Here is a 25,459-nt window from a genome sequence, read left to right as displayed (position 1 = left end):
CGCCGGTCTTGACCGGCGACGCCCGGCGCGCGGAGATCAGGCGGCCATGATCCTGCTGATCGACAACTACGACTCCTTCACCTTCAACCTCGTGCACTTCCTCGGTGACCTCGGGGCGGAGGTGGAGGTCTGGCGCAACGACGCGATCACGCCGGACTCCGCGCTGGCCCGGAAGCCGGAGGCCATCGTCCTCTCCCCCGGCCCCTGCACGCCCAACGAAGCGGGGGTCTGCCTCGACCTCATCGCCGCCGCCGCGGCAGCCCGCATCCCGCTCCTCGGCGTTTGCCTCGGCCACCAGGCGATCGGGCAGGCCTTCGGTGGGACGGTGGTGCGCGCACCGGAGCCGGTGCACGGCAAGGTGCACCCGGTCTCGCATGGCGGCACGGACGTCTTCGCCGGCCTCCCCTCACCCTTCAAGGCGACCCGCTACCATTCCCTCGTCGTGCGCCGGGATGACCTGCCGGACTGCCTCGTCCCCACGGCCGAAACCGCCGACCGCCTGATCATGGGTCTCGCGCATCGCGACCTGCCGATCTGGGGCGTCCAGTTCCACCCGGAGAGCATCGCGTCCCAGCACGGCCACGACCTCCTGGCCAACTTCCTGCGCCTCGCCGGCCTGACGCCGCGCGAACGGATGCCCAGCCGAGCCCTCGCGGCCTGAGATGAGCCTGAAACCCGTGCTCGCCCGCCTTGCCGCGGGCGAACGCCTCGCCGAGAGCGAGGCCGAGGCCGCCTTCGGCATCATCATGGCCGGCGAGGCCACGCCCTCGCAGATCGCCGGCCTCCTCATGGCCATGCGCGTGCGCGGCGAGACCGTGCCGGAGATGACCGGCGCCGTCCGCGCCATGCGCGCCCGCATGACGGCGGTCGAGGCCCCGGACGACGCCATAGACATCGTCGGCACCGGCGGCGACGCGGCGGGGACGCTCAACATCTCGACCTGCGCGGCGATCGTCGTCGCGGGCTGCGGCGTGCCCGTCGCGAAGCACGGGAACCGTGCCCTGTCCTCCCGCTCCGGCGCCGCGGACGTGCTGACCGCGCTCGGCGTGAACACCGACGTGCCCTTCGAGCAGTTGCCGGCGGTGCTGCGGACGGCCGGCATGGCGTTCCTCATGGCGCCGCGCCACCACGCCGCGCTCCGCCACGCCGCGGGCCCACGCGTCGAACTGGGAACGCGCACGATCTTCAACCTCCTCGGTCCCCTTGCGAACCCGGCGCGCGTTCGGCGACAGATGACCGGCACCTTCGCCCCGCAATGGCTACGACCGATGGCAGAGACCCTCGCGCGCCTCGGCACCGATTCCGCCTGGATCGTCCATGGCGGCGGCCTCGACGAGATCACCATCGCCGGCCCCTCCCAGGTCGCCGAGCTGCGCGACGGCAAGATCCGGGAGTTCGAGGTGACGCCCGAGGACGCCGGCCTGCCCCGCGCGCCGGCCGACTCCCTCAAGGGCGGCGAGGCCGAGGAGAACGCAACGGCGTTGCGCGCCGTCCTCGCCGGGGAACGCAGCCCCTATCGCGACTGCGTCCTGCTGAACGCCGCCGCCGCGCTGGTCGTCGCGGGGCGCTCGCCGGACCTGAAAGCAGGCGCCGCCATGGCGGCCGACGCGATCGCCTCCGGCGCCGCCGCGCGCGTCCTCGATAACCTGAAGACGGCAACCCGACCCGGACCCGCGCCGGACGCATGACGCATTCCGTAACGGAGTCTTGCGCTCCCAAGCGAACCCCGCCATGTCACCGACCCGGCACTACGCCCCCGCGTCGTGCCCGGCGCACCGGAAGCTGGTGCGTGGCCTCGCGGCGCAACCCTTTGATCCCGCGACAAACCGCGCGCCTGCCCCGCGACGACGCCGCGTTCCCCCGACGAAACCTTATGCCCCCGCCTCGCTTGTCGCCGTGCCATCCGTGGCACGACCCGAGGTTCCAGGAACCGTCCACCCCATGGACCAGATGACCGACCTGTCCGACACCCTCCGGCAAATCCTGGAGGAGAAGCGGGCTGAGGTCGCGGCCGGGATGGCCGAGATCCCGATGGCCGAGATGGAGCGCCGTGCCGCCCATGCCGGTCCGGTCCGCCCTTTCACCCAGCGCCTCTGCGCCGCCGTCGCCGATGGCCGCACCGGCCTGATCGCCGAGATCAAGTCGCGCTCCCCCTCCGGCGGGCTCATCCGTGACCCCTTCGACCCGGAAGGGATCGCGCAGGCCTATGAGCGGGCCGGCGCGCTTTGCCTGTCCGTGCTGACGGACGGCCCCTGGTTCGGCGGCAACGCCGCGCATCTCGAGGCCGCGCGGGAGGCGACGACCCTCCCCGTGCTGCGCAAGGATTTCATGATCCATCCCTGGCAGGTCTACGAGGCCCGGGCGATGGGCGCCGACGCGATCCTGGTGATCCTCGCCGCCCTGACCGACGAGGAGGCGGAGGCGTTGGAGGACGCGGCGCGCGGCCTCGACATGGGCGTGCTGGCCGAGGTGCATGACGAGGGCGAACTCCAGCGCGCGCTTGGCCTGGAAACGCGGCTGGTCGGGATCAACAACCGCGACCTCCGCACGCTGCGCACCGATATCTCCACGACCGAGCGCCTGGCCCCGATGGTGCCGGCCGACCGCATCCCCGTCGCCGAGAGCGGCATCCGCGACCACGCCGACGTGCGCCGCATGGCCGCCGCCGGCGCCAACGTCCTGCTCGTCGGGGAACACCTGCTCCGGCAGCGCGACGTGGAAGCCGCGGCCCGGGCGCTCATCTCCGCCCCTTGAGCGGCCCCCTCACCCATTTCGACGGCGCGGGCCGCGCGGCGATGGTGGACGTCTCCGCTAAGGCCGAGACGCTGCGGGAGGCGACCGCCCGCGGCCGCGTCGTGATGCGGCCGGAGACCCTGGCCATCATCGCCGAGGGCCGGGCCGGCAAGGGCGACGTCCTGGGCGTCGCGCGCCTTGCCGGCATCATGGCGGCAAAGCGGACGGCGGACCTGATCCCGCTCTGCCATCCCCTGCCGCTGACGAAGGTGACGCTGGACCTCTCCATCGCCGAACCCGACGCGGTGGAGATCGCCGCGACGGTCCGCACCGCGGGCCGGACGGGCGTCGAGATGGAGGCGCTGACCGCCGTCACCGTGGCCGCGCTGACCGTCTACGACATGTGCAAGGCCGCAGACCGCTTCATGCGGATCGAGGCCGTGCGGATGGTCCGCAAGTCCGGCGGCAAGTCCGGCGACTGGATCGCGCCCGGGGAGGAGCAGCGGGCGTGATCCCGGTTGCCGAGGCGCTGGACCGGATCCTGGGCGCCCTGTCGCCGGTCGGGCCGGAGACGGTCGCCCTGGCCGAGGCTTCCGGCCGGGTCCTCGCAGTCCCCGTGACCGCGCGCCTGACCCAGCCGCCGGCCGATGTCTCGGCGATGGACGGCTACGCGCTGCGGGCGGCTGACGCCGCGGTCGGCGCGGGCCTGCGGGTCATCGGCGAGGCTCCCGCCGGCCATCCTTTCGCCGGGACGATCGGCCCCGGCGAGGCCGTCCGCATCTTCACCGGCGGCTTCGTCCCGGACGGCGCCGACGCCATCCTGCTGCAGGAAGACGCGCGGGCGACGGAGGGGCTTGTCGAGCCGACCGAGGCTCCCCGTGCCGGGCGCCACATCCGTCGGGCCGGGCTCGACTTCCGCGCCGGCCAGGTTTTGCTCTCCGCCGGGCGCCGCCTGACGCCACGAGACATCGGCCTCGCCGCCGCCGCGAACCATCCCTGGCTGGCGGTGCACCGGCGGCCGCGGGTCGCGATCCTCGCGACGGGCGACGAGATCGCCCTGCCCGGCGACCCCATCCCGGACGGCGGGATCGTGTCCTCCAACGCGCATGCCCTGGCGGCCCTCGCGCGCGCCGTAGGCGCCGATCCGGTGGTACTTCCGATCGCGCCCGACGACACCGGCGCCATCGCCGCGGCGGCCGAGGCCTCATCCCGCTGCGACCTCCTCGTCACGACGGGCGGGGCGAGCGTCGGCGACCACGACCTCGTCCAGTCCGCGCTGGGGCCGGGCGGCCTCACGCTCGACTTCTGGAAGATCGCGATGCGGCCGGGCAAGCCGCTGATCTGGGGCCGGCTGCGGGAAACGCCGATGCTCGGCCTGCCGGGCAATCCTGTCTCGGCCCTGGTCTGTTCCATCCTGTTCCTCGTGCCCGCGCTGCGCCGGCTCGGCGGCCTGCCGGCGGGACCGGTCCCGACCCGCGCCGCGATCCTCGGCGCGCCTCTGCCGCCCAATGATCGCCGCCAGGATTACTTGCGCGCGCAAGTCGAATCGGGGCCGGGCGGAGTTCCCGTGGCGACCGCCTTTCCGGTGCAGGACAGTTCCATGCTCTCCACCCTCGCGCGCGCAGACGCCTTGATCCTGCGGGAACCGCTCGCGCCGGCCGCCGAGGCCGGCTCGTCCGTCGAGATCATCGAATTCGCAGCGCTCGGCCTGTGAAAATCACGGAACGGCATTGACCGGCGCGAAAGAACTTTTCTAGAACTTCCGCGAGGGTTGCCCGTTTGTTCAGGCGTGACCCGATTGCCCGAAAGGGCGGAGGAAGGACGCCGAACGATGTTGACCCGCAAGCAGCACGAACTCCTGGTCTTCATCGACAAGCACCTGCGTGACACCGGCTTCTCCCCCTCCTTCGAAGAAATGAAGGAGGCGCTGAGCCTCAAGTCGAAGTCCGGCATCCACCGCCTGATCACGGCGCTGGAAGAGCGGGGCTTCCTCAGGCGCCGCGCCCACCGCGCCCGGGCGCTGGAGGTCATGCGGATGCCGGACACCGCGACGCCCCGGACGGCCGCCGCCCCCGCCGCAGCCCCGTCCTTCGCGCCCAATGTGATCCGCGGCAACTTCGCGACGAATCTTCAGGGGGCCGTCCGCACCGCGAACGATGCTGCCGCCGTCCAGCTCCCCCTCTACGGGCGGATCGCCGCGGGCCTGCCGATCGAGGCGCTGCGGGACAGCGGCGACACGATCCAGGTCCCGACCGCCCTCCTCGGCAACGGGGAACACTACGCCCTCGAGGTCGCGGGTGACTCCATGGAGGGCATTGGCATCCTCGACGGCGATACCGTCATCATTCGCCGGGGCGACACGGCCGACAACGGCGCGGTGGTGGTCGCACTGGTCGATGAATCAGAGGTCACGCTGAAGCGGCTGCGGCGCCGAGGGAACTCCATCGCGCTGGAGGCTGCCAACCCGCGCTACGAGACGCGCATCTTCGGCCCGGACCGGGTGAAGGTCCAGGGCCGCCTCGTCGGGCTTGTACGCCGCTACAACTAAAGCGTGTAAACCTTTGATTCGCCATCAGTTCAGGCTGCCTCCGCCCGCAGCACCACGCGGCCCGTCACCCTGCCGGCGCGCAGTCGCTGCAGGACTGCGTCGGCCTGCGGCATGGGCGCCGTCTCGACCGGCAGCGGCGCGAGGCTGCCCGACTGGGCCAGCGCGATGACGTCCCGCAGGTCCTGCGGCGTACCGACGTAGGAGCCCTGCACCGTCAGCGCCCGCATCGCCATGATCGGCAGTGGCAGGGTCATCTCGCCGCCGAACAGCCCGACCTGGACGAGCCGCGCACCCTTGCCCATCGCGTCGAAGGCCGACCGGGCCGTCGCGCTCCCGTTCACCAGATCCACGATCGCCATGGCCGGGCCGCCGCAGGCCGGGTGATCGCGCCGGCCACGTCGCCCTCGGCCAGCACCATGTCGGTCGCGCCGGCGGCCCTGGCGGCCTCGAGTTTCTCCGCCGAGACGTCCACCGACACGATCCGGCGATGCCCCATCGCCCTCAGCATATGGATCGCGTTCAGCCCCAGCCCGCCGGCCCCGATGAGCACGACCGGCTCCCCCGGGTCGAGGGGGCCGAGCTTCCGGATGGCCGAATAGACGGTGATCCCGGAACAGGCATAGGTCGCCGCGACCTCCGGCGCGACGCCCTCGAAGGGGATGAGGTAGCGGGGGTGCGGCACCACGACGTGGGTCGCGTAGCCGCCCTGCCGGTAGATGCCGATGGACTGGGCGCGGACGGCGCACATGTTGTCCTCGCCCGCCGTGCAGCGGGCGCAGGTGCCGCAGCCCAGCCAGGGATAGACCACGCGGTGGTCGCCCTTCGCGACGCCCGCGGCGTCAGGCCCCCAGGCGAGGACCCTCCCGACGGCCTCGTGCCCCATCGCGAGCGGCAGGACGACCCCACGGTCCTTCAGTGACAGCGTGCCGCGCGAGCCGAGGTCGTAGCCTCCCTCCCAGATATGCAGGTCGGAGTGGCAGACGCCGCAATGTGTCACCTCCAGCAGGACTTCCGTACCGGTCGGGTCCGGCGTCGGCCAGTCCAACTGCTGCAGCGGCTTGCCGGATTCCACCACGGCCCAGGCGCGCATCGTCCCCTCCCTCCTGTGTCCGGGCGGAAGCGCAGCCCGCCGGGCCGCTGGGGTCAAGCCGGCCGAACCCCACGGCGCGCCACGCGTTCATCCCCGCAACACCACGGGGTCACGGCCATGAGCGAATACCTGAACCGCATGAACCACGCCGCCCAACCCGCCGGCGCCTCGCCGCTGGAAGGCCTGCTCGGCGGGTTGATGGGCGGGAACCACGGCGTCGGCGGCCTCGGCAGCCTCGTCGAGCGCCTTCGCGGCGCCGGGCTGAACGATGAGGTCGAATCCTGGGTCGGCACCGGCGAGAACCGCCCGGTGGATCCCAACCGGCTGGAGCAGGCCATCGGCTCCGACCAGGTCCAGCAATTCTCGATGAGCCACGGCATTCCCAAGACCACGCTGCTCGGCATCCTCGCGATGCTCCTGCCCCGGCTGATCGACCGCATGACGCCGGGTGGCCATGTCCCGAGCCGCGACGCCGACGTACCCGGCGGTGGCCTCGGCGGGGTGCTCGGCAGCATCCTCGGCGGCGGCCTGGGCGGGCTCCTTGGGGGCGGCGCCGCCGGAGCAGGTGCCGGACCCATGGGTGGAAGTCAGCCGACGGGCGCCGACCCCATGCCGAGTTCCGGCGGCGGGCTGGGCGGGCTTCTGGGCGGCCTCTTAGGGGGTAGCGCCGGGGGCGCGTCGGGCGGTCAGGCCGCGAACGAGCATGACATCAGCAACGCCTGGCGCAACCTGACGGGCGGTCGCTGACGGGGGATCGGGCTGGGCACGGCGGCTCCTTGCCGCGCGCCCGGCCGCCCGCGACCCTGGCTTGAGCAGCACTGCCGCGCTTCGCGCGGCGCCGTCGCACCGCGGCATCCAGCCCTTGCTGGATGGCGCTCACTTGAGCGCCGTCTGGCCGCTTGGCGGCCCGCGCCCCCAGAACGCGGTTGATCGCCCCCGGGCCCGACGCGGCCGTCGAATCGCGCCGGTCGTCAGCGCGTCGTCGCCGGTGTGGTCGGCCGCGCGGCGATCAGGACGCGCCGGATATCCTGCTCCGCCTGTCCCAGGGCCTTCACGGCGGCCACGCGCCTCTCCCGGCCCTCCTGCGCGATACGCAGGCTGTCCTCGATCGTTGCGACGAGTGCGGCATTCGCCTTCTGCACCGCCTCCACGTCTACCACGCCGCGCTCCAGCTCCGTCCGCGCCTCGACATTGGCGCGCCGGAGGCCTTCCGCGTTGGCGGTCAGCAATTCGTTCGTCAGATCCGTCGCGGCCTTCACGGCAGCGGCCGACTCCCGCATCCGCTGGATCGCCAGCGCCTGCGCGAGCTGCGTGCGCCACAGCGGCACGGTGTTCGCGAGCACCGAATGGATCTTCGCCGCCAGCGCCTTGTCGTTTTCCTGGATCAGTCGGATCGAGGGCAACGCTTGCATCGCGACCTGCCGCGTCAGGCGCAGGTCGTGCAATCGCCTGTCCAGGTCCTCCCGCGCCGCGCGGAGGTCGCGCAGCTTCTGGGGCGCCAGCGGGTCGTTCGGGTTCTCCGCCGCGCGCTCGGCGGCGGGGACCGCGTCGGCATCCGTGCGGGCCAGGACCTTCTCGCCGGCCGCGATATGCTCGGCAAGTGCGTGGAACCATTCGAGCGTCGCGTCGTAAAGGCGGTTCAGCCGCTCCACGTCCTCCAGCAACTTGGTCCGGTGGATGTCGAGCTTGTCGCCGATCGTCTCGATCTGCCCGCGTACGCCCTCGTAGCGCTGCAGGATGCCGGCGACCTGCGCCCCGTTCTTCGTGAACCAGCGGGCGAGGAAGTTCGGCTGCTCGTCCAGCTTCGTGACGTCGAAGCCGCGCAGCGTGGACAGCAGACCGGAAAGCGCGTCCCCCGCCTCCCCCGTCGCCTCGTTCCGGACGGCGCCGAGCATGGCGTCTGCGGCGGCCGCGGCGCGGTTCTGCGCCTCCTGCCCGAAGCGAATGATGGAGTTCGGGTCGTCCAGCGTGATCTTCGACGCCAGCTCGGTCAGCCGCGCCTCGTTCAGCGGGCCGCGCGCGGCACCGGTCGCGGACGTGGATCCAGGTGTCGTCATGGTCTGCTCGCTCACGCGGCGCCTCCCTCGCGCAGGCGGTCCCGCAGGACCTTGACCTGGATTTCCAGGGCTTCCGTATCGGCGGCGCGAAGCCCGTGCGCGGCCGTGTCGGCCGCCCTCGCCAGATCGTCGAGCGCCGCATCGAGGTTGCCCGGAGGCTCGATCCCGACCCGCAAGCGCCCCGCGATCCGCTCCAGCCCGTCGAGACCGAGGACGAGGACGCGGCGGGCCTCGACGCCGCGCTCGGGCCGGGCAGCGACCTCGACACGCAGGCGGTCCAGCGCATCCACGGCCGGGAGCAGTCGGGAATCGGCGAAGCGAAGGGCCGCGACGCGCCCACGCAACGGGTCCTCCGGCGGGGGCGGCACGGCGGGGGCCGGCGGGGGCGCCGGCTCGACCTCCGTCACACCCTCATAGAGGAGCTTCGCGCCGCCCCAGGCCATGAGGCCGAGCACCGCGCCGCCTAACCCACCGGTGCCGCCGGCAAAGCCCGCCGCGAGGCCGGTGCCGACGCCGAGGAGGACCGAAGCGCGGCGCGCGTCGCCCCGCTGGGCGCGACGGAGCAGCGCCATCGCCGCAACGATTCCCGCGAGGCCCGCGACGGACCCGGCGATCAGCGGCCGGTGCCCGCCGGCGAGGGCGAGGAAGAGCGCGGGCACGAATGGCACGGCGAAGACGACGAGAGGGATGGCGCGCAGCCCCGCCCACCACGGGGCGCGCGCCAAAGGCGCGCCAGGGGCGTTCACCGGAACAGCCCCCATGCCGCCTGCACGAAGACGAGCAGCGAGGTGAAGCCGAGGCTGGCCGCGACAAGGGCGAAGCCGACGAGGCGCGAGGCGGGTGACATGGCGGTGGACAGATCGTCCCGCGCACCCCCCGCTTCAAGCGGCGGCCGCTAGGCCCGCCGTCGCGGCTGCTACAGCCTGACGCGCAGGAGCTTGCCGATCTCCCCGACGATCCCCGCGCGGAAGGCGAGGACGCAGAGGACGAAGATGACCCCCTGGATCACCGTCACCCAGGCGCCGAAGCCCGCGAGGTAGTTCTGCATCGTCACGATCACCGCCGCCCCGATCACCGGCCCGAAGACCGTACCCAGGCCGCCGAGGAGCGTCATCAGCACGACCTCGCCCGACATGGACCAGTGGACGTCCGTCAGCGTCGCGATGCCCAGCGCGAGGGACTTCGTCCCGCCCGCGACGCCGGCGAGGGTCGCGGAGAGTACGAAGGCCGCGAGCTTGTAGTCATCCGTACGGTAGCCGAGCGAGGTCGCGCGGGGCTCGTTTTCCCGGATCGCCTTCATCACCTGGCCGAACGGCGAATGCACGATGCGGTGGACCAGCAGGAAACCCGCCAGGAACACGCCGGCGACGAGCCAGTACATCGTGCGGTCATCCCCCAGCGGCACGATGCCGAGGAAGCGGCCGCGCGGGATGCCCTGGATGCCGTCCTCGCCGCCGGTGAAGGGGGCCTGGAGGCAGAAGAAGTAGATCATCTGGGACAGGGCCAGGGTGATCATCGCGAAGTAGATGCCCTGCCGACGGATGGCGATCCAGCCGGCCACCAGCCCGATGCCCGCGCCCACCACCGCGGCGAAGAGGATCGCGACCTCCGGCGTGAAGCCCCAGGCCTTGGCCGAATAGCCCGCCACGTAGCCGCCCATGCCGAAGAACATGGCGTGCCCGAAGGACAGCAGGCCGACGTAGCCGATCAGCAGGTTGAAGGCGCAGGCGAAGAGGGCGAAGGCAAGCACCTTCATCAGGAAGTAGGGGTAGAGCACGAAGGGCGCGGCCGCGAGGAAGACGAGCAGCGCGAGGAAGGCGACGGATTGCGCCCGGGTGAAGCCGAGCACGCCGGCGGATTCCGCGTGGGCCTGGATGGCCTCGGGCGTCGGGGCGGTGGTGGCGGATGCCATGGGTCAGGCCCTCCCGAACAGACCGGCGGGACGCGTCAGCAGGACGATCGCCATGATGACGAAGACGACGGTCTGCGATGCCTCGGAATAGACGAGGTCGGTGATCCCCTGCACGAAGCCGAGGAGGAACCCCGTCACGACGGAGCCGAGGATGGACCCCATCCCCCCGATCACCACGACCGCGAAGACGGTGATGATGAAGTTCGCCCCCATGTTCGGGTGCACCGAATAGACCGGTGCCGCCAGGACCCCGGCCAGCGCGGCCAGCGCAACGCCCGCGCCGTAGGTCAGCGTCATCATCAGCGGCACGTTGATGCCGAAGGCCTGGACCAGCTCCGGCCGCTCCGTCGCGGCGCGCAGGTAGCTTCCGACCTTCGTCTTCTCGATGACGAGCCAGGTGGCGAGGCAGATCACCGTCCCCGCGACGAGCACCCAAACGCGGTAGCCCGGCAGGAAGAACTCGCCGTACTCGACGTCGAGGGACCCGAACATGGCGGGCGGCGCGTAGCGTTGGCCGGAGGAGCCGAAGTTGTTGCGGATCAGCCCTTCGATGATCAGCGCGCAGCCGAAGGTCAACAGCAGCCCGTAGAGGTGGTCGAGCTTGTAGAGCCGCGAGATCATCAGCCGCTCCATCGCGACGCCGAGGGCGCCGATGATGAGCGGGGCGAGGACCAGCGCCCCCCAGTATCCGATGCCCGCGTAGCGCAGCAGCCCCCAGGCGGCGAAGGCACCGAGCATGAACTGCGCGCCATGGGCGAAGTTGATGACGTTCAGCATGCCGAAGATCACGGCAAGGCCGAGCGACAGGAGCGCGTAGAAGGCCCCGTTGCTGATGCCGAGGGCCACGAGTTGCAGGTCGAAGAGCAGGTCGTCCATGTCGCCCCGGCGCGAGTTGGCCGGGGGCGGTCAGCCCCCGGCCGGGTGGTTCAGGTCAGGACCGCACGAAGGCGCAGCCGCCCTCGGTCATCGGCCGGAAGGCCTCGTTGGCCGGGATGGTCGAGACGAGCTTGTAGTAGTCCCAGGGCCCACGGCTTTCGGCCGGCGTCTTCACCTCGAAGAGATAGGCCGGGTGCAGCTTGCGGCCATCCTGCCGGATGGTGCCCTCGCCGAAGGCGTCGTCGTTCGTCGGCATGGCCTTCATGCGGTTCACCGCCTCCGTGCCCGAGGCCTTCGCCGCGGCCACGCCCATGTCGGCCACCGCCTTGAGGTAGTGCAGCACGCCCGCATAGACGCCGGCCTGCGTCATCCCCGGCCGCATGTTGCCCGGCAGCATGCCCAGGCGGTTCGAGAACGCGCGGGTCCGGTCGTTCAGGTCCCAGTAGAAGGTCTCGGTGAGCACGAGGCCCTGCGCCGTCTCGAGGCCGAGGGCGTGGACGTCGCTGACGAAGACCAGCAGCCCCGCGAGCTTCGTGCCGCCTCGCGTGATCCGGAACTCGCCGGCCTGCTTGATGGAGTTGACCGTGTCGCCGCCCGCATTCGCGAGGCCGATGACGTTCGCGCGGGACCGCTGCGCCTGCTGCAGGAAGGAGGAGAAGTCCGTCGTCCCCGGGAACGGCGTGCGGACGCCGCCGAGCACCCGGCCGCCGGCCGCGGTCACGAAGGCCGTCGTGTCGCGCTCCAGCGCGTGGCCGAACGCGTAGTCCGCGGTGATGAAGAACCAGGTGCGGCCGCCCGCCGCCACCATGGCGCCACCCGTGCCCTTCGCGAGCATGTAGGTGTCGTAGGTCCAGTGCACCGTGTTCGGCGAGCACTGCGCGCCGGTGAGGTCGGAGGTCGCCGGGCCCGACCCGATGAAGACCTTGTTCCGCTCCCGCGCGACGCCCGCGACGGCGAGCGCGACGGAGGAGGTCGGGACGTCCACGATCATGTCCACGCCGTCGCGGTCGAACCACTGGCGGGCGACGGTGGAGCCGACGTCCGGCCGGTTCTGGTGGTCGGCCTGCACGATCTCGACGTTGATGCCACGGCCCGTCACGCCGCTCTCCTGCACCGCGAGGCGTGCGGCCTGGGTGGAGGAGGGACCGGAGATGTCGCGGTACAGCCCGGACTGGTCGTTCAGCACGCCGATGCGGATGGTGTTGTCCTGCGCCCGTGCGCTGCGCCAGGGGAGCGCGCCGAGGGCGGGCAGGGTCGCTGCGCCAGCGAGCAGTGTGCGGCGGTCAAGGGTCATCCGGATCGTCTCCCCACGGATTGTCGTTATGATAGCACCCGACGCCCTTCAGACGCCGAGGTATTCGTGCAGCCGGCCCAGGTTGGCCGAGAGTTCCTCGTTCGGGACCGTGTCCACGACGCGGCCGTGCTCCATCACGTAATGCCGGTCGGCGACCGTCTGGGCGAAGCGGAAGTTCTGTTCCACCAGCAGCACCGTGAAGCCGCGCTGCTTCAATTGCCGGATCGTTGCGCCGATCTGCTGCACGATGACAGGTGCCAGCCCCTCGCTCGGCTCGTCGAGCAGGAGAAGCCGTGCCCCGGTCCGAAGGATCCGCCCGATCGCGAGCATCTGCTGTTCGCCGCCCGACAGCTTCGTGCCCGGGCTCCGCGCGCGCTCCTTCAGGTTGGGGAAGAGCGTGAAGATCTCGTCCAGCGACAGCCCGCCCGGGGCCACCACCGGCGGCAGCAGCAGGTTCTCCGTCACGTCGAGCGAGGCGAAGATGCCGCGCTCCTCAGGGCAATACGCGATGCCGGCGCGGGCGATGAGGTCGGGCCGCGCGCGGATGAGGTCCCGCCCCTCGAAGACCACGGACCCGGCGCGGCGCCCGACCAGCCCCATGATGGCGCGCAGCGTCGTCGTCTTGCCCGCGCCGTTGCGCCCCAGCAGCGTGACGACCTCGCCCTTTCGGATGTCGAGCGAGACGCCGTGCAGGACGTGGCTCTCGCCATACCAGGCCTCGAGGTCCCGGATCGCCAGCATCGCGTCCGTCGTTGTCGCCGCGTCAAGCATGGGCGGCCTCCGCCGGCGCGTCGGTACCAAGATAGGCCGCTACGACCTCCGGATTCCGCGACACCTCGGCATAGGACCCCTCGGCCAGCACGCGGCCGCGGGTCAGCACGGTGATCCGGTCGCAGAGGCCTTCCACGACCTTCAGGTTGTGCTCGACCATCAGGACAGTGCGCCCCTTCGCGACGCGCCGAACCAGCGCGACGATGCGGTCCACGTCCTCATGCGCCATCCCGGCCGTCGGCTCGTCCAGCAGCATCATCTTGGGGTCGAGCGCGAGGGTCGTCGCGATCTCCAGAGCGCGCTTGCGGCCGTAGGGCAGCGTTCCCGCCTCCGCCGAGGCATAGGTCGTCAGACCCACGTCGGCGAGCAGCTCCATCGCGCGGTCGTCGTAGCGGCGCAGGAGCGATTCCGACCGCCAGAAGTCGAAGGATCCACCGCGTTGCCGCTGCAGCGCCAGCCTTACGTTCTCCAGCACCGTCAGGTGGGGGAACACCGCGGAGATCTGGAAGGACCGCACCAGGCCGAGCCGCGCGACCTCCGCCGGCTTCATGCCCGTGATGTCGCGACCCGCGTAGCGGATCGTTCCCCGCGTGGGCTGGAGGAACTTCGTCAGCAGGTTGAAGCAGGTCGTCTTGCCCGCGCCATTCGGGCCGATCAGGCCGTGGATCGTGCCTTCGGCCACGCGCAGCCCGACGTCCGAGACCGCGACGAAGCCGCGGAACTCCTTCGTCATGCCCTCGGTCTCGAGGATGGTCCCGCCCAAACGCCTGCCCCCTGCGGCGCCTTGGGCGGCGCCTTGCGCGCCGGAACATGCCCACAGCCGCACCGCCGCGCAAGCGCCGGGCGCACAAGGATTTTCCCGGCTCTCGCCTGGACGGCCGCCTCGCAAGAAACCAAAGATCGGAACCAACGAGAACCGGGAGGAGCGCGCCATGCGCCGTCGTCACCTGCTGGGCTACGCGGGGGCTGCGGGCCTGCCCGCCCGGGCCGATGCCCAGACGCCCTATCCCGCCCGCCCCGTCTCGATGCTGGTGGGCTTTGCCCCGGGTGGCGGGACGGACATCGTGGCGCGGATGCTCGCGCCGAAGCTGCAAGACGACCTGGGCCAGCCGGTCAGCGTCGAGAACAGGGCCGGCGCGAGCGGGACCCTCGCCGCGGCGGCGGTCGCCCGGGCGCGGCCGGACGGCTACACGATGCTGACGGGAACGGTCAGCACGCAATGCGCGGTGGCCCCGCTGATGAACCCGCCGCCCTACGACCAGCTCGCCGACTTCACGCCGGTGCTCCTCGTCGGCACCCTGCCCCTCGTCGTCGTCGTGCGCGCCGACCACCCGGCGCGCGACCTCCCCGGCCTGCTGGGCTTGGCGCGGGAGAACCCGGGGCGGCTGAACTACGGCTCCTCCGGGATCGCGAGCCAGCAACACCTCGCCTCCGAATTGCTCTCCCGCGCCGCCGGGGTCCGGATGACCCACGTTCCGTACCGCGGCACCGGGCAGAGCGTGAACGACCTGCTCGGCGGCAACCTCGACGTGAACATCGACACCCTCGCGACCTACCTGCCGCACATCCAGGGCGGGCGGCTCCGCGCCCTGGCGACGACGCTCCCGACCCGCGCCGCCGCCCTGCCGGACACGCCGACGGTGGCCGAGCTCGGCGTCCCCGGCTACGACATGAGCGTCTGGTACATGGTCCTCGGCCCCGCCGGCCTTCCGGCGCCGATCGTCGCGCGCTGGGAAGCTGCCTTGAACCGCGCCATCTCCGACCCGCTCATCAAGCGGCGCCTGATCGAGACCGGCTACATCCCTGGCGGCGGTACGGCGGACGACGCGGCCGCCCTTGTCCGCCGCGACGCCGCCCGCCTGGGCGCGCTCGTCCAGGAGGCGGGCGTCCGGCTGGAGTAGCCGCACCCAGCGTGCCGCGGGAGAGTCGCCCCATGTCCGACTCGCCCCTGCCGATCCGCGTCGTCATCCTCACCATGTTCGACCCCGGCGACGCCGAGAGCCGCCTCGCGAACGGCGAGCTGCGCCGCTGGGTCGAACGCTTTCCCCCCGCGAAGCGCTACCCTTCCCCTTCGGCCCAGGCCGTCTGCACCTGAACCGCGAGGCCGGCGTGCTGGCGGTGCTGACCGGCGTCGGCAACGCCCTCGCCGCTTCGGTCGTCACCGCCCTCGGCCTGGATCCCCGCTTCGACCTGCGCGGCGCCTACTGGCTCATGGCCGGCATCGCCGGCGCGGACCCGGCGCGCATGAGCCTCTGCTCCGCCGCCTGGCTCGATTGGGTCGTGGACGGCGACCTGCTGCTGGAGGTGGACCGGTCCGAGGCGCCGGATCACTGGACCACCGGCCGCCTCCCCCTCGGCAAGTCCGAGCCTTTCGCACCGCCCGCCGGCTCGACCTGGACGACCTCCGCCTACCGCCTGAACCGCGGCCTCGCGGCCTGGGCCGCCGACCTCACCCGCGGCGTGACGCTGGCCGACACGCCGGGGGCCCGCGACCTCCGCACCCACTTCGGCCACGACACGCCGCCGGCGGTGCTGACCGGCGCGGTCCTCGGCAGTTCCAATTTCTGGCACGGGCACCGGCTGCTGGCCTGGGCGCGGGATTGGGTGGGCTACTGGACCGAGGGAGAGGGCGTGCTCGTCGCGAGCGCGATGGAGGATGCGGGCATCGCGCTCGCCCTCCGCGATCTCGGCCGGGCGAGGCGCGCCGATCCCGCACGGCTCCTCATGCTGCGCACCGCTTCGAACTACGTCGTGCCCCGCACCGGCCTGACCGCGGCCGAGAGCATCGGGCCCGCGAAGGCCGAGGGCTTCGCCGGGTTCGAGCCGGCGCTGGAGAACGCCTACCGGGTTGGGCAGGTGGTGGTCGAGGCCTTGCTGCGCGCCGATCCGCCGGCCCCCTGAGCGCGTTTGCGATGCATGCCGACCCGGACCGGGCCGAGGGGATGCCGCCCGCGGGCAAAGCCCCGCGTTAGGGCCGGCGCGCCGGCCGGGGCCTCGTCCCGGAGTCTCGCGCGGCGATTGCCGCCCGCGCGCACGCCGCCCGGCAACGCCGTCCGGGTCAGGCCCGGGTCCGGATGGCCGCGCGGGCCTGATCCATCAGCTCCGCGATGATCTCGGCGACCGGCTGTTCGCGCGTCACCATGCCGACGCTCTGCCCCGCCATGAGCGATCCGTTCTCCACGTCGCCGTCGATCACCGCGCGGCGCAGCGCCCCGGCCCAGAAGTGCTCGATGTCCAACTGGGCCGCGTCCTTCGCCACCTCACCAGCGAGGAAGCGCCGGATGACCTCGCCCTGGTGCTCCAGGAAGCGCTTCGTGCCCTCGTTCTGGAGGGCACGCACCGGAATGACGGGGAAGCGGTCGTCCAGCTGCACCGTCGGCAGCGCGTCGCGCGCGGCGCCCCGGATGAAGGCCTGCTTGAAGCGGGGATGCGCCACGCATTCCGTCGCGCAGACGAAGCGCGTGCCGAGCTGCGCGCCTGCCGCACCCATCTCGAGGTAGGACAGCAGCGCCTCGCCGCGCCCGATGCCGCCGGCGACGAAGACCGGCACCTGCTCCGCCATCGTCGGCAGGATTTCCTGCGCCAGCACGTTCAACGAGACCGGCCCGATATGACCGCCCGCCTCCGACCCCTCGATCACCAGCGCATCCGCGCCCGACCGTACCAGCTTCTTCGCAAGCGCCAGCGCCGGCGCGAAGCAGACGACCTTGGCACCACCGTCCTTGGCCTTCTTGATGGCCGCCCCCGGCGGGATCCCGCCCGCGAAGACGATGTGCCCCACCTTCGCGTCAAGGCAGACCTGCACCAGCGCGTCGAGCATCGGGTGCATGGTGATGAGGTTCACGCCGAAGGGCCGTTCCGTCAGCGCCTGCGTCGCCGCGATCTCCTGCGCCAGCCGCGCCGGCTCCATCGCCCCGCAGGCGACCACCCCGAAGGCGCCGGCATTGGAAAGCGCGGAGACAAGGTTCCGCTCGGAGATCCAGGACATCGCACCGCCCATGACCGCGACCTCGGAGCCGAAGAACACGGCCCCGCGCGCCATGAGGCGGTTCAGGCGATCCGTCGCGGCGTCGGCCATGATCGTGTCCATGTCAGGCCGGCCCATCCAGCCCGTAGGCCGTGTGCAGCGCGCGCACCGCGAGTTCCGTGTACTCGACTCCCACCAGCACGCTCGTCTTGATCTCCGACGTCGAGATGACCTGGATGTTGATCCCCTTGTCGGCCAGCGTGCGGAACATCGTCGCCGCCACCCCCGCATGGCTGCGCATCCCGATGCCGACGATGGAGATCTTCGCGACTTCCGGATCGGCCAGCATCGCTTCGAAACCAATCGAGCCGCGCTGCGCCTCCAGCACGTCCCGCGCCCGCGGCAGGTCGGCCTTGCCGACGGTGAAGGTCATGTCCGTCGTGCCGTCGGTACCGAGGTTCTGCACGATCATGTCCACGTTCACGTTCGCCTCGGACAGCGGCCCGAAGACGGTCGCGGCGATCCCCGGCTTGTCCGGCAACCGGCGCAGCGTCACCTTCGCCTCGTCGCGTGAATAGGCAACGCCCGTCACCAGCGGCTGTTCCACGATCTCGTCCTCGTCCACCACCAGGGAGCCCGGCTTGTCCTCGAAGGATGACAGCACCTGCACCCGCACGCGTTGCTTCATCGCCAGTTCGACCGAGCGGGTCTGGAGCACCTTGGCCCCCACGCTCGCCAGTTCCAGCATCTCCTCATAGGCGACGGCTGCCAGCTTCCGGGCCCGCGGCACGATGCGCGGGTCCGTCGTGTAGATGCCGTCCACGTCGGTGTAGATGTCGCAGCGATCCGCCCGCACCGCCGCCGCGACGGCCACCGCCGACAGGTCGGACCCGCCGCGCCCGAGCGTCGCGATCCGGTTCCGGACGGGCTCCACGCCCTGGAAGCCTGCGATGACCGGTACTTGGCCTTGCCCCATCCGCTCGACCAGCAGGGACCCGTCGATGTCCTCGATCCGCGCCTTGCCGTGGGCGCTGTCCGTGCGGATCGGCACCTGCCAGCCCTGCCAGGACCGCGCATCCACCCCGACGGTCTGCAGCGCGATCGCGAGCAGCCCGGTCGTCACCTGCTCGCCCGTCGCGACGACCACGTCGTATTCCCGCGCGTCGTGCAGCGGCGACAGGTCGCCGCACCACTTGACCAGCTGGTTCGTGACGCCCGCCATGGCGGAGACCACCACCGCGACCTCGTGCCCCGTCTCCACCTCGCGCTTCACGCGGGTCGCGACGTTGCGGATGCGGTCGAGGTCGGCGACGGAGGTGCCGCCGAACTTCATCACGATGCGGGCCATGGAGCTCTGGAACAGCCGAAGCGGGAACCGGTCGGCTTGCCGGCCGGCGCGGGCGGGGACAGATACCGGCGCATGACGCCCAGGGCAACACGACGGGTCGCGGCACCGTGAGCGGAACCACCATCCGCGCGGGCGAGATCGAGAAGTTCGACGCGCTGGCGGCCCGCTGGTGGGACCCGCGCGGACCCATGGCGCCGCTCCATGCCATGAACCCGCTGCGCACCCGCTGGATCGCAGAGCGCCTGCGCCGCGGCGGGGACCTCACGGGCCTGTCCATCCTGGACGTCGGCTGCGGCGCCGGCCTCGCCTCCGAAGCGCTCGCCCGCCGCGGCGCCCGCGTCACGGGCCTGGACATGGCCGCCGAGGCCCTGACCGTGGCCCGCGCCCATGCCGCGGCCGGCGGGCTCGACATCGCCTACCGCGACGGTCGTCCCGAGGACCTGACCGACACCTTCGAGGCCGTCGTCGCGCTCGAGGTGGTGGAGCACGTCGCCGATCGCATGGCTTTCCTCGCCGCCCTGGCGCGGGCGACCCGGCCGGGCGGCATGGTCTTCCTCTCGACCCTCAACCGCACGGCGCGCTCCTTCCTCATGGCGAAGGTCGGGGCGGAGTACGTCCTGCGCCTGCTGCCACGGGGCACCCATGACTGGCGCTCCTTCGTCACGCCATCCGAACTCGGCGACGCCCTACGCCGCGCCGGATTCCGCGTGGCAGACCTGGCGGGGATGGCGATGGACGCCCGGGGCAACTGGCGGGAGACGCGCGACGTCGGCGTGAACTACATCCTGGCCGCCCGCCGCGCCTGAGGCGCGGCCGTCAGCCGTCCGCGCGCGGCACCCAGGGGATGCGGCCGACCTCGATCCCCTCGTCGTGCAGCGCCTCGACCTCGGCCTCCGTCGCGTCGCCGTAGATCCCGCGGCGCTCGCTCTCGCCGCGGTGCATCTTCCGCGCTTCCTCGGCGAAGTCGCGGCCGACATGGTCGCATTCCTTCTCGACCTTCTCGCGCATGCGCTGAAGCAGGGCCACGATCTCCGCCGGCATCGGCCCCGCCACAGCCGTGCGCTCGGGCGCCGGGGACGGCACGGGCACCGGCGGGGCGGCTTTCGGCGCCGGCGGCTCGGCCCGCGTCGCGATCGCCGGTGCCATCAGCGCCCGCCGCACCCCCGTCGAGCCGCAGGCCGGGCAGTCGATGAGCCCCGCCGCGGCCAGCTTCTCGAAGGCGGCGCTGTCCCTGTACCAGCCGTCGAAGCCATGCCCGGCGTCGCAGAGGAGGTCGTAATGGATCATGGGCGGTGCGGGTGGTCTGCCTGTGCCGGGATATTGGGTGCGGGCGCGTTCAAGAGGATCGGAGGCGGAGCGTCGACTCCGAACCGCTAACGCAAAATCCTAGCACTCGCGTCCGCTGGGTGCCAACGCTCACGCCGCGAGCAGCGGGTCGAGCTTCCCGGCCCGGTCCAGCGCCATCAGGTCGTCGCAGCCGCCGATGGCTTGGCCGCCAATGAAGATTTGCGGGACCGTCGTCCGCCCACCCGAACGCTCCCGCGCCGTCCGGCGTGCCTCGGAGCCGTTCGGGGCGTCCAGCTCCTGGTAGGCAACGCCCTTGCGATCGAGCAACGCCTTGGCGCGCTCGCAATAGGGGCAGAACACCTGGGTGTAGATCTCGACTTGGGCCATGACGCGCCATGTGTCGCCACGGGCGCCCGCCTTCAAGCCAGGCCGTCCTCCAGCCGGGGGTCGGGGACCCGCGCAGCTGCCAGCACGTCCACCGTGGCCGCACCGGCGTCCAGCAGCTCCCGCGCGCAGGCATCGGCGGTGGCGCCGCTCGTCAGCACGTCGTCAACCAGCAGCACGCGCCGGCCGGACAGCCGCGGCACCGCCGAACGCCGGACCCGGAACGCGCCTGCCAGCGCCGCCGTCCGCGCGGCCGCGCCGAGCCCGCCCAGCGGCCGCGTCGCACGGGTCCGGACCAGCGCATCCGGCAGGACCGGCCGCCCTGCCGCCCGGCCGAGGTGCCGCGCCAGCAACCCGGCTTGGTTGTAGCGCCGCGCCAGCAGCCGCCGCCAATGCAGCGGGACAGGCACGAGGACCTCAGCCCTCCCCAGGACCTCCTCTCCCGCCACGGCCATCCGCCGCGCGAGGTGCCGCGCCAGGTCCGTGCGGTCCCCGTGCTTCAGCGGCAGGATCAGCCGCGCCGAGGTATCGTCGTAGGCATAGGCCGCCCGCGCCGCCGCGAAGGCCGGCGGCCGGGCAACGCAGGTCGCGCAGGTCCCTGCCCTCACCCCCTGGCCCCCGTGCCGGAAGGGCACTCCGCAGCGCCGGCACATCGGTTCCGCAATCAGGTGCAGCCCGCGGAAGCAATCCGCGCAGACCGACCCGTGTTCCATCACCGGCATGTGGCAGGAGAGACAGGACGGCGGCAGGAGGGCGTCCAGCACGGCCACCCCCGCCCGTCGCAGGATGGCGAGGGTCGGGCCGGGGCTCCGCTGCGTTGCGCTCACGCTATCCGGCATAGCGCGGCCGCGCCCGGAACGATATGGCGCGGCGACCGCAGGTCAGGCCCGCCGCCCCGCACCCCCTGGTGACGATCGGCGCGGGGCGACATATGCCGCCCATGTCGGACCCGGCCCACCTCGTCTTCGACCGCCGCCTCGTCCGCCTCAGACGGGACCGCTCGGCCGCCACCCAGGACCGGGTCGGGCCGATCCTCGACGCCGTCGCGGAACGCCTGCTGGATCGCCTGGATGACACGACCCGCCGCTTCGGGCGCGCGCTGGAGATTGGCGGCCGCGGCCATATCGCCCCCGCTCTCCGCGACCGCGGCATCGGCTTCGTCGTCTCGGCCGACCTTTCCCCGCGCCTGGCCGCCCGGTCCGGCGGCTGCCCCGTCTCGATGGACGAGGAATGGCTGCCCTTCGGTGCTGGCGCGTTCGACCTTGTCATCGCGAACCTGTCGCTGCACTGGGTGAACGACCTGCCGGGTGCGCTGGCCCAGATCCGGCGCGCGATGGCGCCCGACGGGCTGTTCCTCGCCGCCCTTCCCGCGCTGGGCACGCTGCAGCCCCTCCGCGAGGCCCTGACCGCCGCCGAGGCCGCGATCCGCGGTGGCGCCGCGCCCCGCATCTCGCCCTTCCCCGAACTCCAGGACGGGGCCGCCCTGCTGCAACGCGCCGGCTTCGCGCTCCCCGTCGCGGACGCGGAGGACATCGCCCTGGCCTATCGCGACCCGCTGGCCCTGCTGCGCGACCTCCGCGCCGCGGGAGAAGGCAATGCCGCCCGCCTTCGCGATCCCCGCGTCCCGCCGCGCGCCCTGTTCCCCGCAGCCCTCGCGGCACTCCCGGGCGGCCCGGACGGCATCCCCCTCACGCTGCGCCTTCTCACCCTGACGGGGTGGAGCCCCGGCCCCGACCAGCCCCGCGCTGCCCGCCCCGGCAGCGCCACGACGCGACTCGCCGACGCCCTCGGCTCGACGGAGACGCGCCTCGGAGAACCGGCCGTCCCGCGACGGTACTGACCGACCTCGCCGTCGCGGGCCGGAATGCGCCTCCATTGATGCGCTCTGATCAGTGTGTCTGGGCTCCAGCACGGTCGCCCGATCGGGAACCGCGCCTGCCCGTCGCCGCGCCGATCGGGCCTATGCGCCGTAGCGCAGGACCACCTCGGAACCGTTCGCGCTGACGAGCACGGGCGCGAGGTCCGGCTCGGCACCGGGCTGCGAGGCGATCCAGGCCGCGTGCAGACCCTCCAGCACCGGGCTGAGCGGGTTCCCCTCCGCCCCGGTGATCGGAACGTTCGGTGCCCGGGCATGCGTCAGGACCAGCGCCGGGCCGTTCGCGTCCAGTTCGATCGACACGGTGCCCCAGCGCGTGCTCGCCAGCCGCTCGTTCATCCGGGTCTCAAGCCCTTCGAGCGTGTCCTGCGGCGGCACCGGCAGCGTCGCCGCGAGGCGTGCGCCGATGGCCCGCAGGAGCACCGACCGTTCCAGGGGATCGAGGTGCTGCTCCAGGATCTCGAGCAGGGCGCGCAGGAACCCTTCCCAGCTCGGTGCGGCCGAGTCGCCCGCGGGCCTGTCGATCGTGAACGGCTTGTCGCTCATGCGGGGCCCTGGCCTCAATCCAGCCGGAAGCGGGCATAGATCATGCCGCGCCCTTCGTTGAAGTCCGCGACCTTGTCGAAGCGCGCCAGCGCTCCGATCCGGATCGACGGCGTGACGGCGTACTCGATGTCGCCGCGGACACCGTACGCGAAGTTCGTCCGTTGCTGCGACTGGTAGAACGACTGCACGGTCGGATCGGCGCTTGTCTGGCGCTCGGCCTCCTGCTGGAGGGCGCGGTTCGTCGGGTAGTAGGGCGAACGATCCTCCTGGAAGTAGGACACGCCAGCGCTTCCCCCAAGCCGCAGCGCGACGTTCCCGAACCGCGCGCGGTAGTCCAGCGGAACCGCAGCCGCGAAGTATTGCTGCGGCGAGAAGTAGCCGCCGTGCCCGAAGCTGAAGAGCCGCAGGTTCTTGTCGTAGGAGAGGTAGAGCAGGTCGAGACCGGTGACCAACTCCTCCGTCGGCCGCCGGAAGATCGCCTGACTGACCCCGGCCGCGAGCTCGAAGCGCGAGTTGTCCTCGACGTTCCGGCCGCGGAAGATGGAGTAGCCGCCGCCCGCATAGGCGCCGAAGGTCTGGTTGCCGTATTCGACCTGACCGTAGGCCCCGGTCCGCGTCACCCCGCCCCAGGTCTGCCCGGTCAGCGGGTCGCGCACCCCGGCCCAGGACAGGATGCTGTCCGTCACCGCGCGCCGCTCGCCGCGCAGCCGCAGTCGCCAACCCTCGCCGAGGCTCGGTGTCAGCTCGATGCCGCCGAGGACATTCGATTCGCGGAAACCGAGCGGCGTGGAGCCAATATCCACCGCCAGCCAGTCGCGCTGATAGGCCACGCCAAGCGCCACGCCGGACGCGCTGGTGTCACGGGGACGGTAGCGCTCGCGCGGCAGCGTACCCGTCGTGAGCGGCGCGACGAGCTGGTTCCCCGCCGCGTCGGAGATCCCGACGGCATTGGTCCCGTACCGGCGCAGGCTGAACGTGTCGTTCACATCCGCACGGCCGCTGTCGATGTAGACGCCCTGCACCCGGCCGGTCAGCGTCCCGCCGACGCCCGGCACGGCCACCGCGCCCTCGACGCCGCCGCCATACTCCATCAGGCGCTCCGAACCCGACGTCCCGGACCGGCCGCGGATCGTGCCGTTGACCGTGATGCGGCTCGCGGCCTCGTCGTTCACCTCCGCCAGCTGCCGCCCGATCTCGTTCAGCAGCGGATCATTGATCTGCGCCTCGCTCGCGAGCGGCCCGCCGCTCGCGACGCTGCCCGGATCGCCCCGACCGTCGTAAAGGAGCTGCCCTGGCCATCGCCGGCCAGCGGAACGCGACGCGACGACTCCGCGGGGCGCGCCGCCGCCAAGGCCACCGCGCCCCCGCGATCGGCACCGATCTGCGCCCGACGCTGCTCGGAGGCCACGGTCAGCGCGGCCTGCGCCCGCCGCGTGTCCCCGCTCCGTCGCGCCACCCGCGCGTCGAGCAACGCGATCCGCGGATCGTTCGGCGCCGTGGCCTGCCCGGCCTGCAACAGGGCCTCGGCACGGCCGAGATCCTCAAGCGCCAGCGCCGCCTCGATGGCCGCGTAGCGCGCGGCCGCGTTCCGCGGATCGCGCCGCAGCACGGCCTCGGCGATGCCGAGCACCTCGCGCGGCGAACGCGACTCCCCGCCCGCGAAGGCCACTGGCTCCGGCCGGGCCGGCGGTGCCTCCGCGGCGCGCGCGACCGTCGTGGCGGCAGCGCCGGCCGACGCGCGGAGCAGCGCGACCTGCCGCGCCTCCCCGGCCGTCAGCCGTCCATCGCCCCCGAGCCCGCCGAGCAAAGCCTCCGCATCGCCGCGCAGCCCGGCATCCAGCAGCACGCCGGCAAGGGCCAACTGCCCGACCGGGGCCCGCGGCACGCGCGCGGCGGCGCGTGCGGCCGTCGCCGCGAACTCACGGTCACCGGCCGCGATCAAGGCGCGAACCGCCGCGGACGGCGCCGCGCCGCTCGGGTCGGGTCGCACGGCGATCGCCAGGAGGTTGCGTCGCGCTTCTTCCACCGACCCGCGGCCGGCCGGCCCGGCCGCCGCCGCGACTTCCGCGTCGAGGCGCAGCAGGACCATGAGTCGCACGCCGTTCGCGTCGCGGAGCCTGTCCGGCACGCGCGCGAGCCACTGCATCGCGTCCGCGACCCGCCCCTCCTCCCGCGCATGGAGCGCGGCGGCGTAGATCCCCTCCGGCGTCGTTGCGGCGGCTTCGAGGATCGCGCGCCCTTCCGCCGCACCGTCGAGCCGGGCGAGGGCCCGCGCGAGGTCCAGCCGCAGGCCGACATCCGACGGCGCCGCCGTCAGCGCCTCGCGCAGCAAGCGCATCGCCGCCTCGGGATCCTGGGTCGCGCGCGCCTCCGCCCGCAGCGCGTCGGCGCGCGGATTGCCGGCACCCTGGCCGCCCCGGACGGCGAGCGCATCCGCCTCGGCGAAGCGTCCCTGGCTCCGCAGCGAGCCGTTCAGCCCGACGACAGCCGCCGTCAGACCCGGCCGGGCCGCAAGAGCCGCGCGGTAGCGCGCCTCGGCGCCAGCCGTGTCGCCTCGGCGCGAGGCCAGGTCGCCGAGCAGGACCTCCGCCTCCGCCCGCTCCGGCGCCTCACGCCGGGACGCCCGCAGGAGCGCTGCCTCCGCGCGGTCCACGTCGCCCGTGGCGAGGGCCGCGCGTGCGAGGGCCAGGTCGGCCGCGAAGGCCGCTGTCGCGTACGCAACGCCCCAGCGCCGTCCCTCCGACGGATCCGCCGCGATCGCCGCAGCCAA

At 72.5% G+C, this 25,459-nt stretch carries 29 protein-coding genes; 12 read left to right on the top strand and 17 right to left on the bottom strand.

Features of this window, described 5'->3' with window-relative positions; translation table 11 throughout:
* Window positions 1-46 precede the first annotated feature (46 nt).
* From ACE7GA_RS20960 to lexA, 6 genes are all read left to right on the top strand, one after another.
* Window positions 47-661, top strand: coding sequence for an anthranilate synthase component II (locus ACE7GA_RS20960; protein WP_376091019.1), 615 nt, complete (start codon window positions 47-49; stop codon window positions 659-661).
* Between the two features lies 1 nt (window position 662).
* A complete protein-coding gene (trpD, locus tag ACE7GA_RS20955) occupies window positions 663-1,688 on the top strand; it encodes an anthranilate phosphoribosyltransferase (protein WP_376091016.1) in 1,026 nt (341 codons plus the stop codon).
* A gap of 262 nt (window positions 1,689-1,950) precedes the next feature.
* The gene (gene trpC / locus ACE7GA_RS20950; protein WP_376100437.1) at window positions 1,951-2,754 is read left to right on the top strand and encodes an indole-3-glycerol phosphate synthase TrpC; all 804 of its coding nucleotides are present in this window, start codon (window positions 1,951-1,953) and stop codon (window positions 2,752-2,754) included.
* Window positions 2,751-3,245 carry a cyclic pyranopterin monophosphate synthase MoaC gene (gene moaC / locus ACE7GA_RS20945; protein ID WP_376091013.1) on the top strand — a complete coding sequence of 165 codons (495 nt, stop codon included), beginning with the start codon at window positions 2,751-2,753 and terminating at the stop codon, window positions 3,243-3,245. Before trpC ends, moaC begins: the two co-directional genes overlap by 4 nt.
* Window positions 3,242-4,447: a gephyrin-like molybdotransferase Glp gene (gene glp / locus ACE7GA_RS20940; protein WP_376091010.1), complete on the top strand. Its 1,206-nt coding sequence runs from the start codon at window positions 3,242-3,244 to the stop codon at window positions 4,445-4,447. The genes moaC and glp overlap by 4 nt, the downstream gene beginning before the upstream one ends.
* Window positions 4,448-4,564: 117 nt before the next feature.
* Window positions 4,565-5,281: a transcriptional repressor LexA gene (gene lexA / locus ACE7GA_RS20935; RefSeq protein WP_376091007.1), complete on the top strand. Its 717-nt coding sequence runs from the start codon at window positions 4,565-4,567 to the stop codon at window positions 5,279-5,281.
* 29 nt (window positions 5,282-5,310) lie between these two features.
* Here the strand turns inward: lexA and ACE7GA_RS20930 are convergent, their stop codons facing one another.
* Together ACE7GA_RS20930 and ACE7GA_RS20925 are read right to left on the bottom strand one after the other, a co-directional pair.
* Window positions 5,311-5,640 (bottom strand): zinc-binding dehydrogenase, encoded by a 330-nt coding sequence (locus ACE7GA_RS20930; RefSeq protein ID WP_376091004.1) that lies wholly within the window; start codon window positions 5,638-5,640, stop codon window positions 5,311-5,313.
* On the bottom strand, window positions 5,619-6,371 hold the full coding sequence (locus ACE7GA_RS20925) for an alcohol dehydrogenase catalytic domain-containing protein (RefSeq protein ID WP_376091001.1): 753 nt from the start codon (window positions 6,369-6,371) through the stop codon (window positions 5,619-5,621). The genes ACE7GA_RS20930 and ACE7GA_RS20925 overlap by 22 nt, the downstream gene beginning before the upstream one ends.
* 117 nt (window positions 6,372-6,488) lie before the next feature.
* Between ACE7GA_RS20925 and ACE7GA_RS20920 the strand changes: the two genes are divergently transcribed.
* The gene (locus tag ACE7GA_RS20920; protein ID WP_376090998.1) at window positions 6,489-7,118 is read left to right on the top strand and encodes a YidB family protein; all 630 of its coding nucleotides are present in this window, start codon (window positions 6,489-6,491) and stop codon (window positions 7,116-7,118) included.
* A 224-nt stretch (window positions 7,119-7,342) separates the two neighbouring features.
* Here ACE7GA_RS20920 and ACE7GA_RS20915 read toward each other — a convergent pair whose 3' ends face one another.
* The 7 genes from ACE7GA_RS20915 to ACE7GA_RS20885 all read right to left on the bottom strand — a co-directional run bounded on the left by ACE7GA_RS20915 (window position 7,343) and on the right by ACE7GA_RS20885 (window position 14,014).
* Window positions 7,343-8,443, bottom strand: a complete 1,101-nt coding sequence (locus tag ACE7GA_RS20915) for a toxic anion resistance protein (RefSeq protein ID WP_376090995.1) — start codon at window positions 8,441-8,443, stop codon at window positions 7,343-7,345.
* A complete protein-coding gene (locus ACE7GA_RS20910) occupies window positions 8,440-9,174 on the bottom strand; it encodes a hypothetical protein (RefSeq protein WP_376090992.1) in 735 nt (244 codons plus the stop codon). Before ACE7GA_RS20910 ends, ACE7GA_RS20915 begins: the two co-directional genes overlap by 4 nt.
* A 170-nt stretch (window positions 9,175-9,344) precedes the next feature.
* Window positions 9,345-10,340 (bottom strand): branched-chain amino acid ABC transporter permease, encoded by a 996-nt coding sequence (locus tag ACE7GA_RS20905; RefSeq protein ID WP_376090988.1) that lies wholly within the window; start codon window positions 10,338-10,340, stop codon window positions 9,345-9,347.
* Between the two features lie 3 nt (window positions 10,341-10,343).
* Window positions 10,344-11,216 (bottom strand): branched-chain amino acid ABC transporter permease, encoded by an 873-nt coding sequence (locus ACE7GA_RS20900; protein WP_376090985.1) that lies wholly within the window; start codon window positions 11,214-11,216, stop codon window positions 10,344-10,346.
* Window positions 11,217-11,271: 55 nt separating this feature from the next.
* A complete protein-coding gene (locus ACE7GA_RS20895; RefSeq protein ID WP_376090982.1) occupies window positions 11,272-12,510 on the bottom strand; it encodes an ABC transporter substrate-binding protein in 1,239 nt (412 codons plus the stop codon).
* A 48-nt stretch (window positions 12,511-12,558) separates the two neighbouring features.
* Complete coding sequence (locus tag ACE7GA_RS20890; protein ID WP_376090979.1) at window positions 12,559-13,281, bottom strand: ABC transporter ATP-binding protein; 723 nt, start codon at window positions 13,279-13,281, stop codon at window positions 12,559-12,561.
* Complete coding sequence (locus tag ACE7GA_RS20885; protein ID WP_376090976.1) at window positions 13,274-14,014, bottom strand: ABC transporter ATP-binding protein; 741 nt, start codon at window positions 14,012-14,014, stop codon at window positions 13,274-13,276. Before ACE7GA_RS20885 ends, ACE7GA_RS20890 begins: the two co-directional genes overlap by 8 nt.
* A 199-nt stretch (window positions 14,015-14,213) precedes the next feature.
* On the opposite strand from ACE7GA_RS20885, the gene ACE7GA_RS20880 reads away from it, so the two are divergent.
* From ACE7GA_RS20880 to ACE7GA_RS20870, 3 genes are read left to right on the top strand one after another with little or no spacing between them, the layout of a single operon-like run.
* The gene (locus ACE7GA_RS20880; protein ID WP_376090973.1) at window positions 14,214-15,182 is read left to right on the top strand and encodes a Bug family tripartite tricarboxylate transporter substrate binding protein; all 969 of its coding nucleotides are present in this window, start codon (window positions 14,214-14,216) and stop codon (window positions 15,180-15,182) included.
* Between the two features lie 32 nt (window positions 15,183-15,214).
* On the top strand, window positions 15,215-15,376 hold the full coding sequence (locus ACE7GA_RS20875) for a hypothetical protein (RefSeq protein ID WP_376090970.1): 162 nt from the start codon (window positions 15,215-15,217) through the stop codon (window positions 15,374-15,376).
* A 14-nt stretch (window positions 15,377-15,390) separates the two neighbouring features.
* Entirely contained in the window at window positions 15,391-16,182 is a 792-nt protein-coding gene (locus ACE7GA_RS20870; protein ID WP_376090967.1) for a purine nucleoside permease, read from the top strand.
* Between the two features lie 157 nt (window positions 16,183-16,339).
* Here the strand turns inward: ACE7GA_RS20870 and ACE7GA_RS20865 are convergent, their stop codons facing one another.
* Both ACE7GA_RS20865 and ACE7GA_RS20860 read right to left on the bottom strand, forming a co-directional pair.
* Window positions 16,340-17,371, bottom strand: a complete 1,032-nt coding sequence (locus ACE7GA_RS20865; RefSeq protein WP_376090964.1) for an NAD(P)H-dependent flavin oxidoreductase — start codon at window positions 17,369-17,371, stop codon at window positions 16,340-16,342.
* A gap of 1 nt (window position 17,372) precedes the next feature.
* Entirely contained in the window at window positions 17,373-18,596 is a 1,224-nt protein-coding gene (locus ACE7GA_RS20860) for an aspartate kinase (protein WP_376090961.1), read from the bottom strand.
* 107 nt (window positions 18,597-18,703) lie between these two features.
* Between ACE7GA_RS20860 and ubiG the strand changes: the two genes are divergently transcribed.
* A complete protein-coding gene (gene ubiG / locus ACE7GA_RS20855) occupies window positions 18,704-19,402 on the top strand; it encodes a bifunctional 2-polyprenyl-6-hydroxyphenol methylase/3-demethylubiquinol 3-O-methyltransferase UbiG (protein ID WP_376090958.1) in 699 nt (232 codons plus the stop codon).
* A 10-nt stretch (window positions 19,403-19,412) separates the two neighbouring features.
* Here the strand turns inward: ubiG and ACE7GA_RS20850 are convergent, their stop codons facing one another.
* The 3 genes from ACE7GA_RS20850 to ACE7GA_RS20840 form a co-directional block, all read right to left on the bottom strand.
* Window positions 19,413-19,883 carry a DUF1178 family protein gene (locus tag ACE7GA_RS20850; protein WP_376090955.1) on the bottom strand — a complete coding sequence of 157 codons (471 nt, stop codon included), beginning with the start codon at window positions 19,881-19,883 and terminating at the stop codon, window positions 19,413-19,415.
* 129 nt (window positions 19,884-20,012) lie between these two features.
* Complete coding sequence (gene grxC / locus ACE7GA_RS20845; protein WP_376100434.1) at window positions 20,013-20,270, bottom strand: glutaredoxin 3; 258 nt, start codon at window positions 20,268-20,270, stop codon at window positions 20,013-20,015.
* Between the two features lie 32 nt (window positions 20,271-20,302).
* Window positions 20,303-21,094: a ComF family protein gene (locus ACE7GA_RS20840; protein WP_376090952.1), complete on the bottom strand. Its 792-nt coding sequence runs from the start codon at window positions 21,092-21,094 to the stop codon at window positions 20,303-20,305.
* A 113-nt stretch (window positions 21,095-21,207) separates the two neighbouring features.
* On the opposite strand from ACE7GA_RS20840, the gene ACE7GA_RS20835 reads away from it, so the two are divergent.
* Window positions 21,208-22,107, top strand: a complete 900-nt coding sequence (locus ACE7GA_RS20835) for a methyltransferase domain-containing protein (protein ID WP_376090949.1) — start codon at window positions 21,208-21,210, stop codon at window positions 22,105-22,107.
* Between the two features lie 120 nt (window positions 22,108-22,227).
* Here ACE7GA_RS20835 and bcsD read toward each other — a convergent pair whose 3' ends face one another.
* Genes bcsD through ACE7GA_RS20820 form a run of 3 tightly spaced genes read right to left on the bottom strand, consistent with a single transcriptional unit; the run spans window position 22,228 to window position 25,459 of the window.
* Window positions 22,228-22,689, bottom strand: coding sequence for a cellulose biosynthesis protein BcsD (gene bcsD, locus ACE7GA_RS20830; RefSeq protein ID WP_376090946.1), 462 nt, complete (start codon window positions 22,687-22,689; stop codon window positions 22,228-22,230).
* 14 nt (window positions 22,690-22,703) lie between these two features.
* Window positions 22,704-23,861 carry a cellulose synthase subunit BcsC-related outer membrane protein gene (locus ACE7GA_RS20825; protein WP_376090943.1) on the bottom strand — a complete coding sequence of 386 codons (1,158 nt, stop codon included), beginning with the start codon at window positions 23,859-23,861 and terminating at the stop codon, window positions 22,704-22,706.
* Window positions 23,862-23,887: 26 nt separating this feature from the next.
* Window positions 23,888-25,459, bottom strand: coding sequence for a tetratricopeptide repeat protein (locus ACE7GA_RS20820; protein WP_376090940.1), 1,572 nt, complete (start codon window positions 25,457-25,459; stop codon window positions 23,888-23,890).

The organism is Roseomonas sp. CCTCC AB2023176, assembly GCF_042259275.1.
Taxonomy (GTDB): Bacteria; Pseudomonadota; Alphaproteobacteria; order Acetobacterales; family Acetobacteraceae; genus Roseomonas.
Note: the sequence above shows the minus strand (reverse complement) of the source record. Positions and strands in the feature narration are given on the sequence as shown.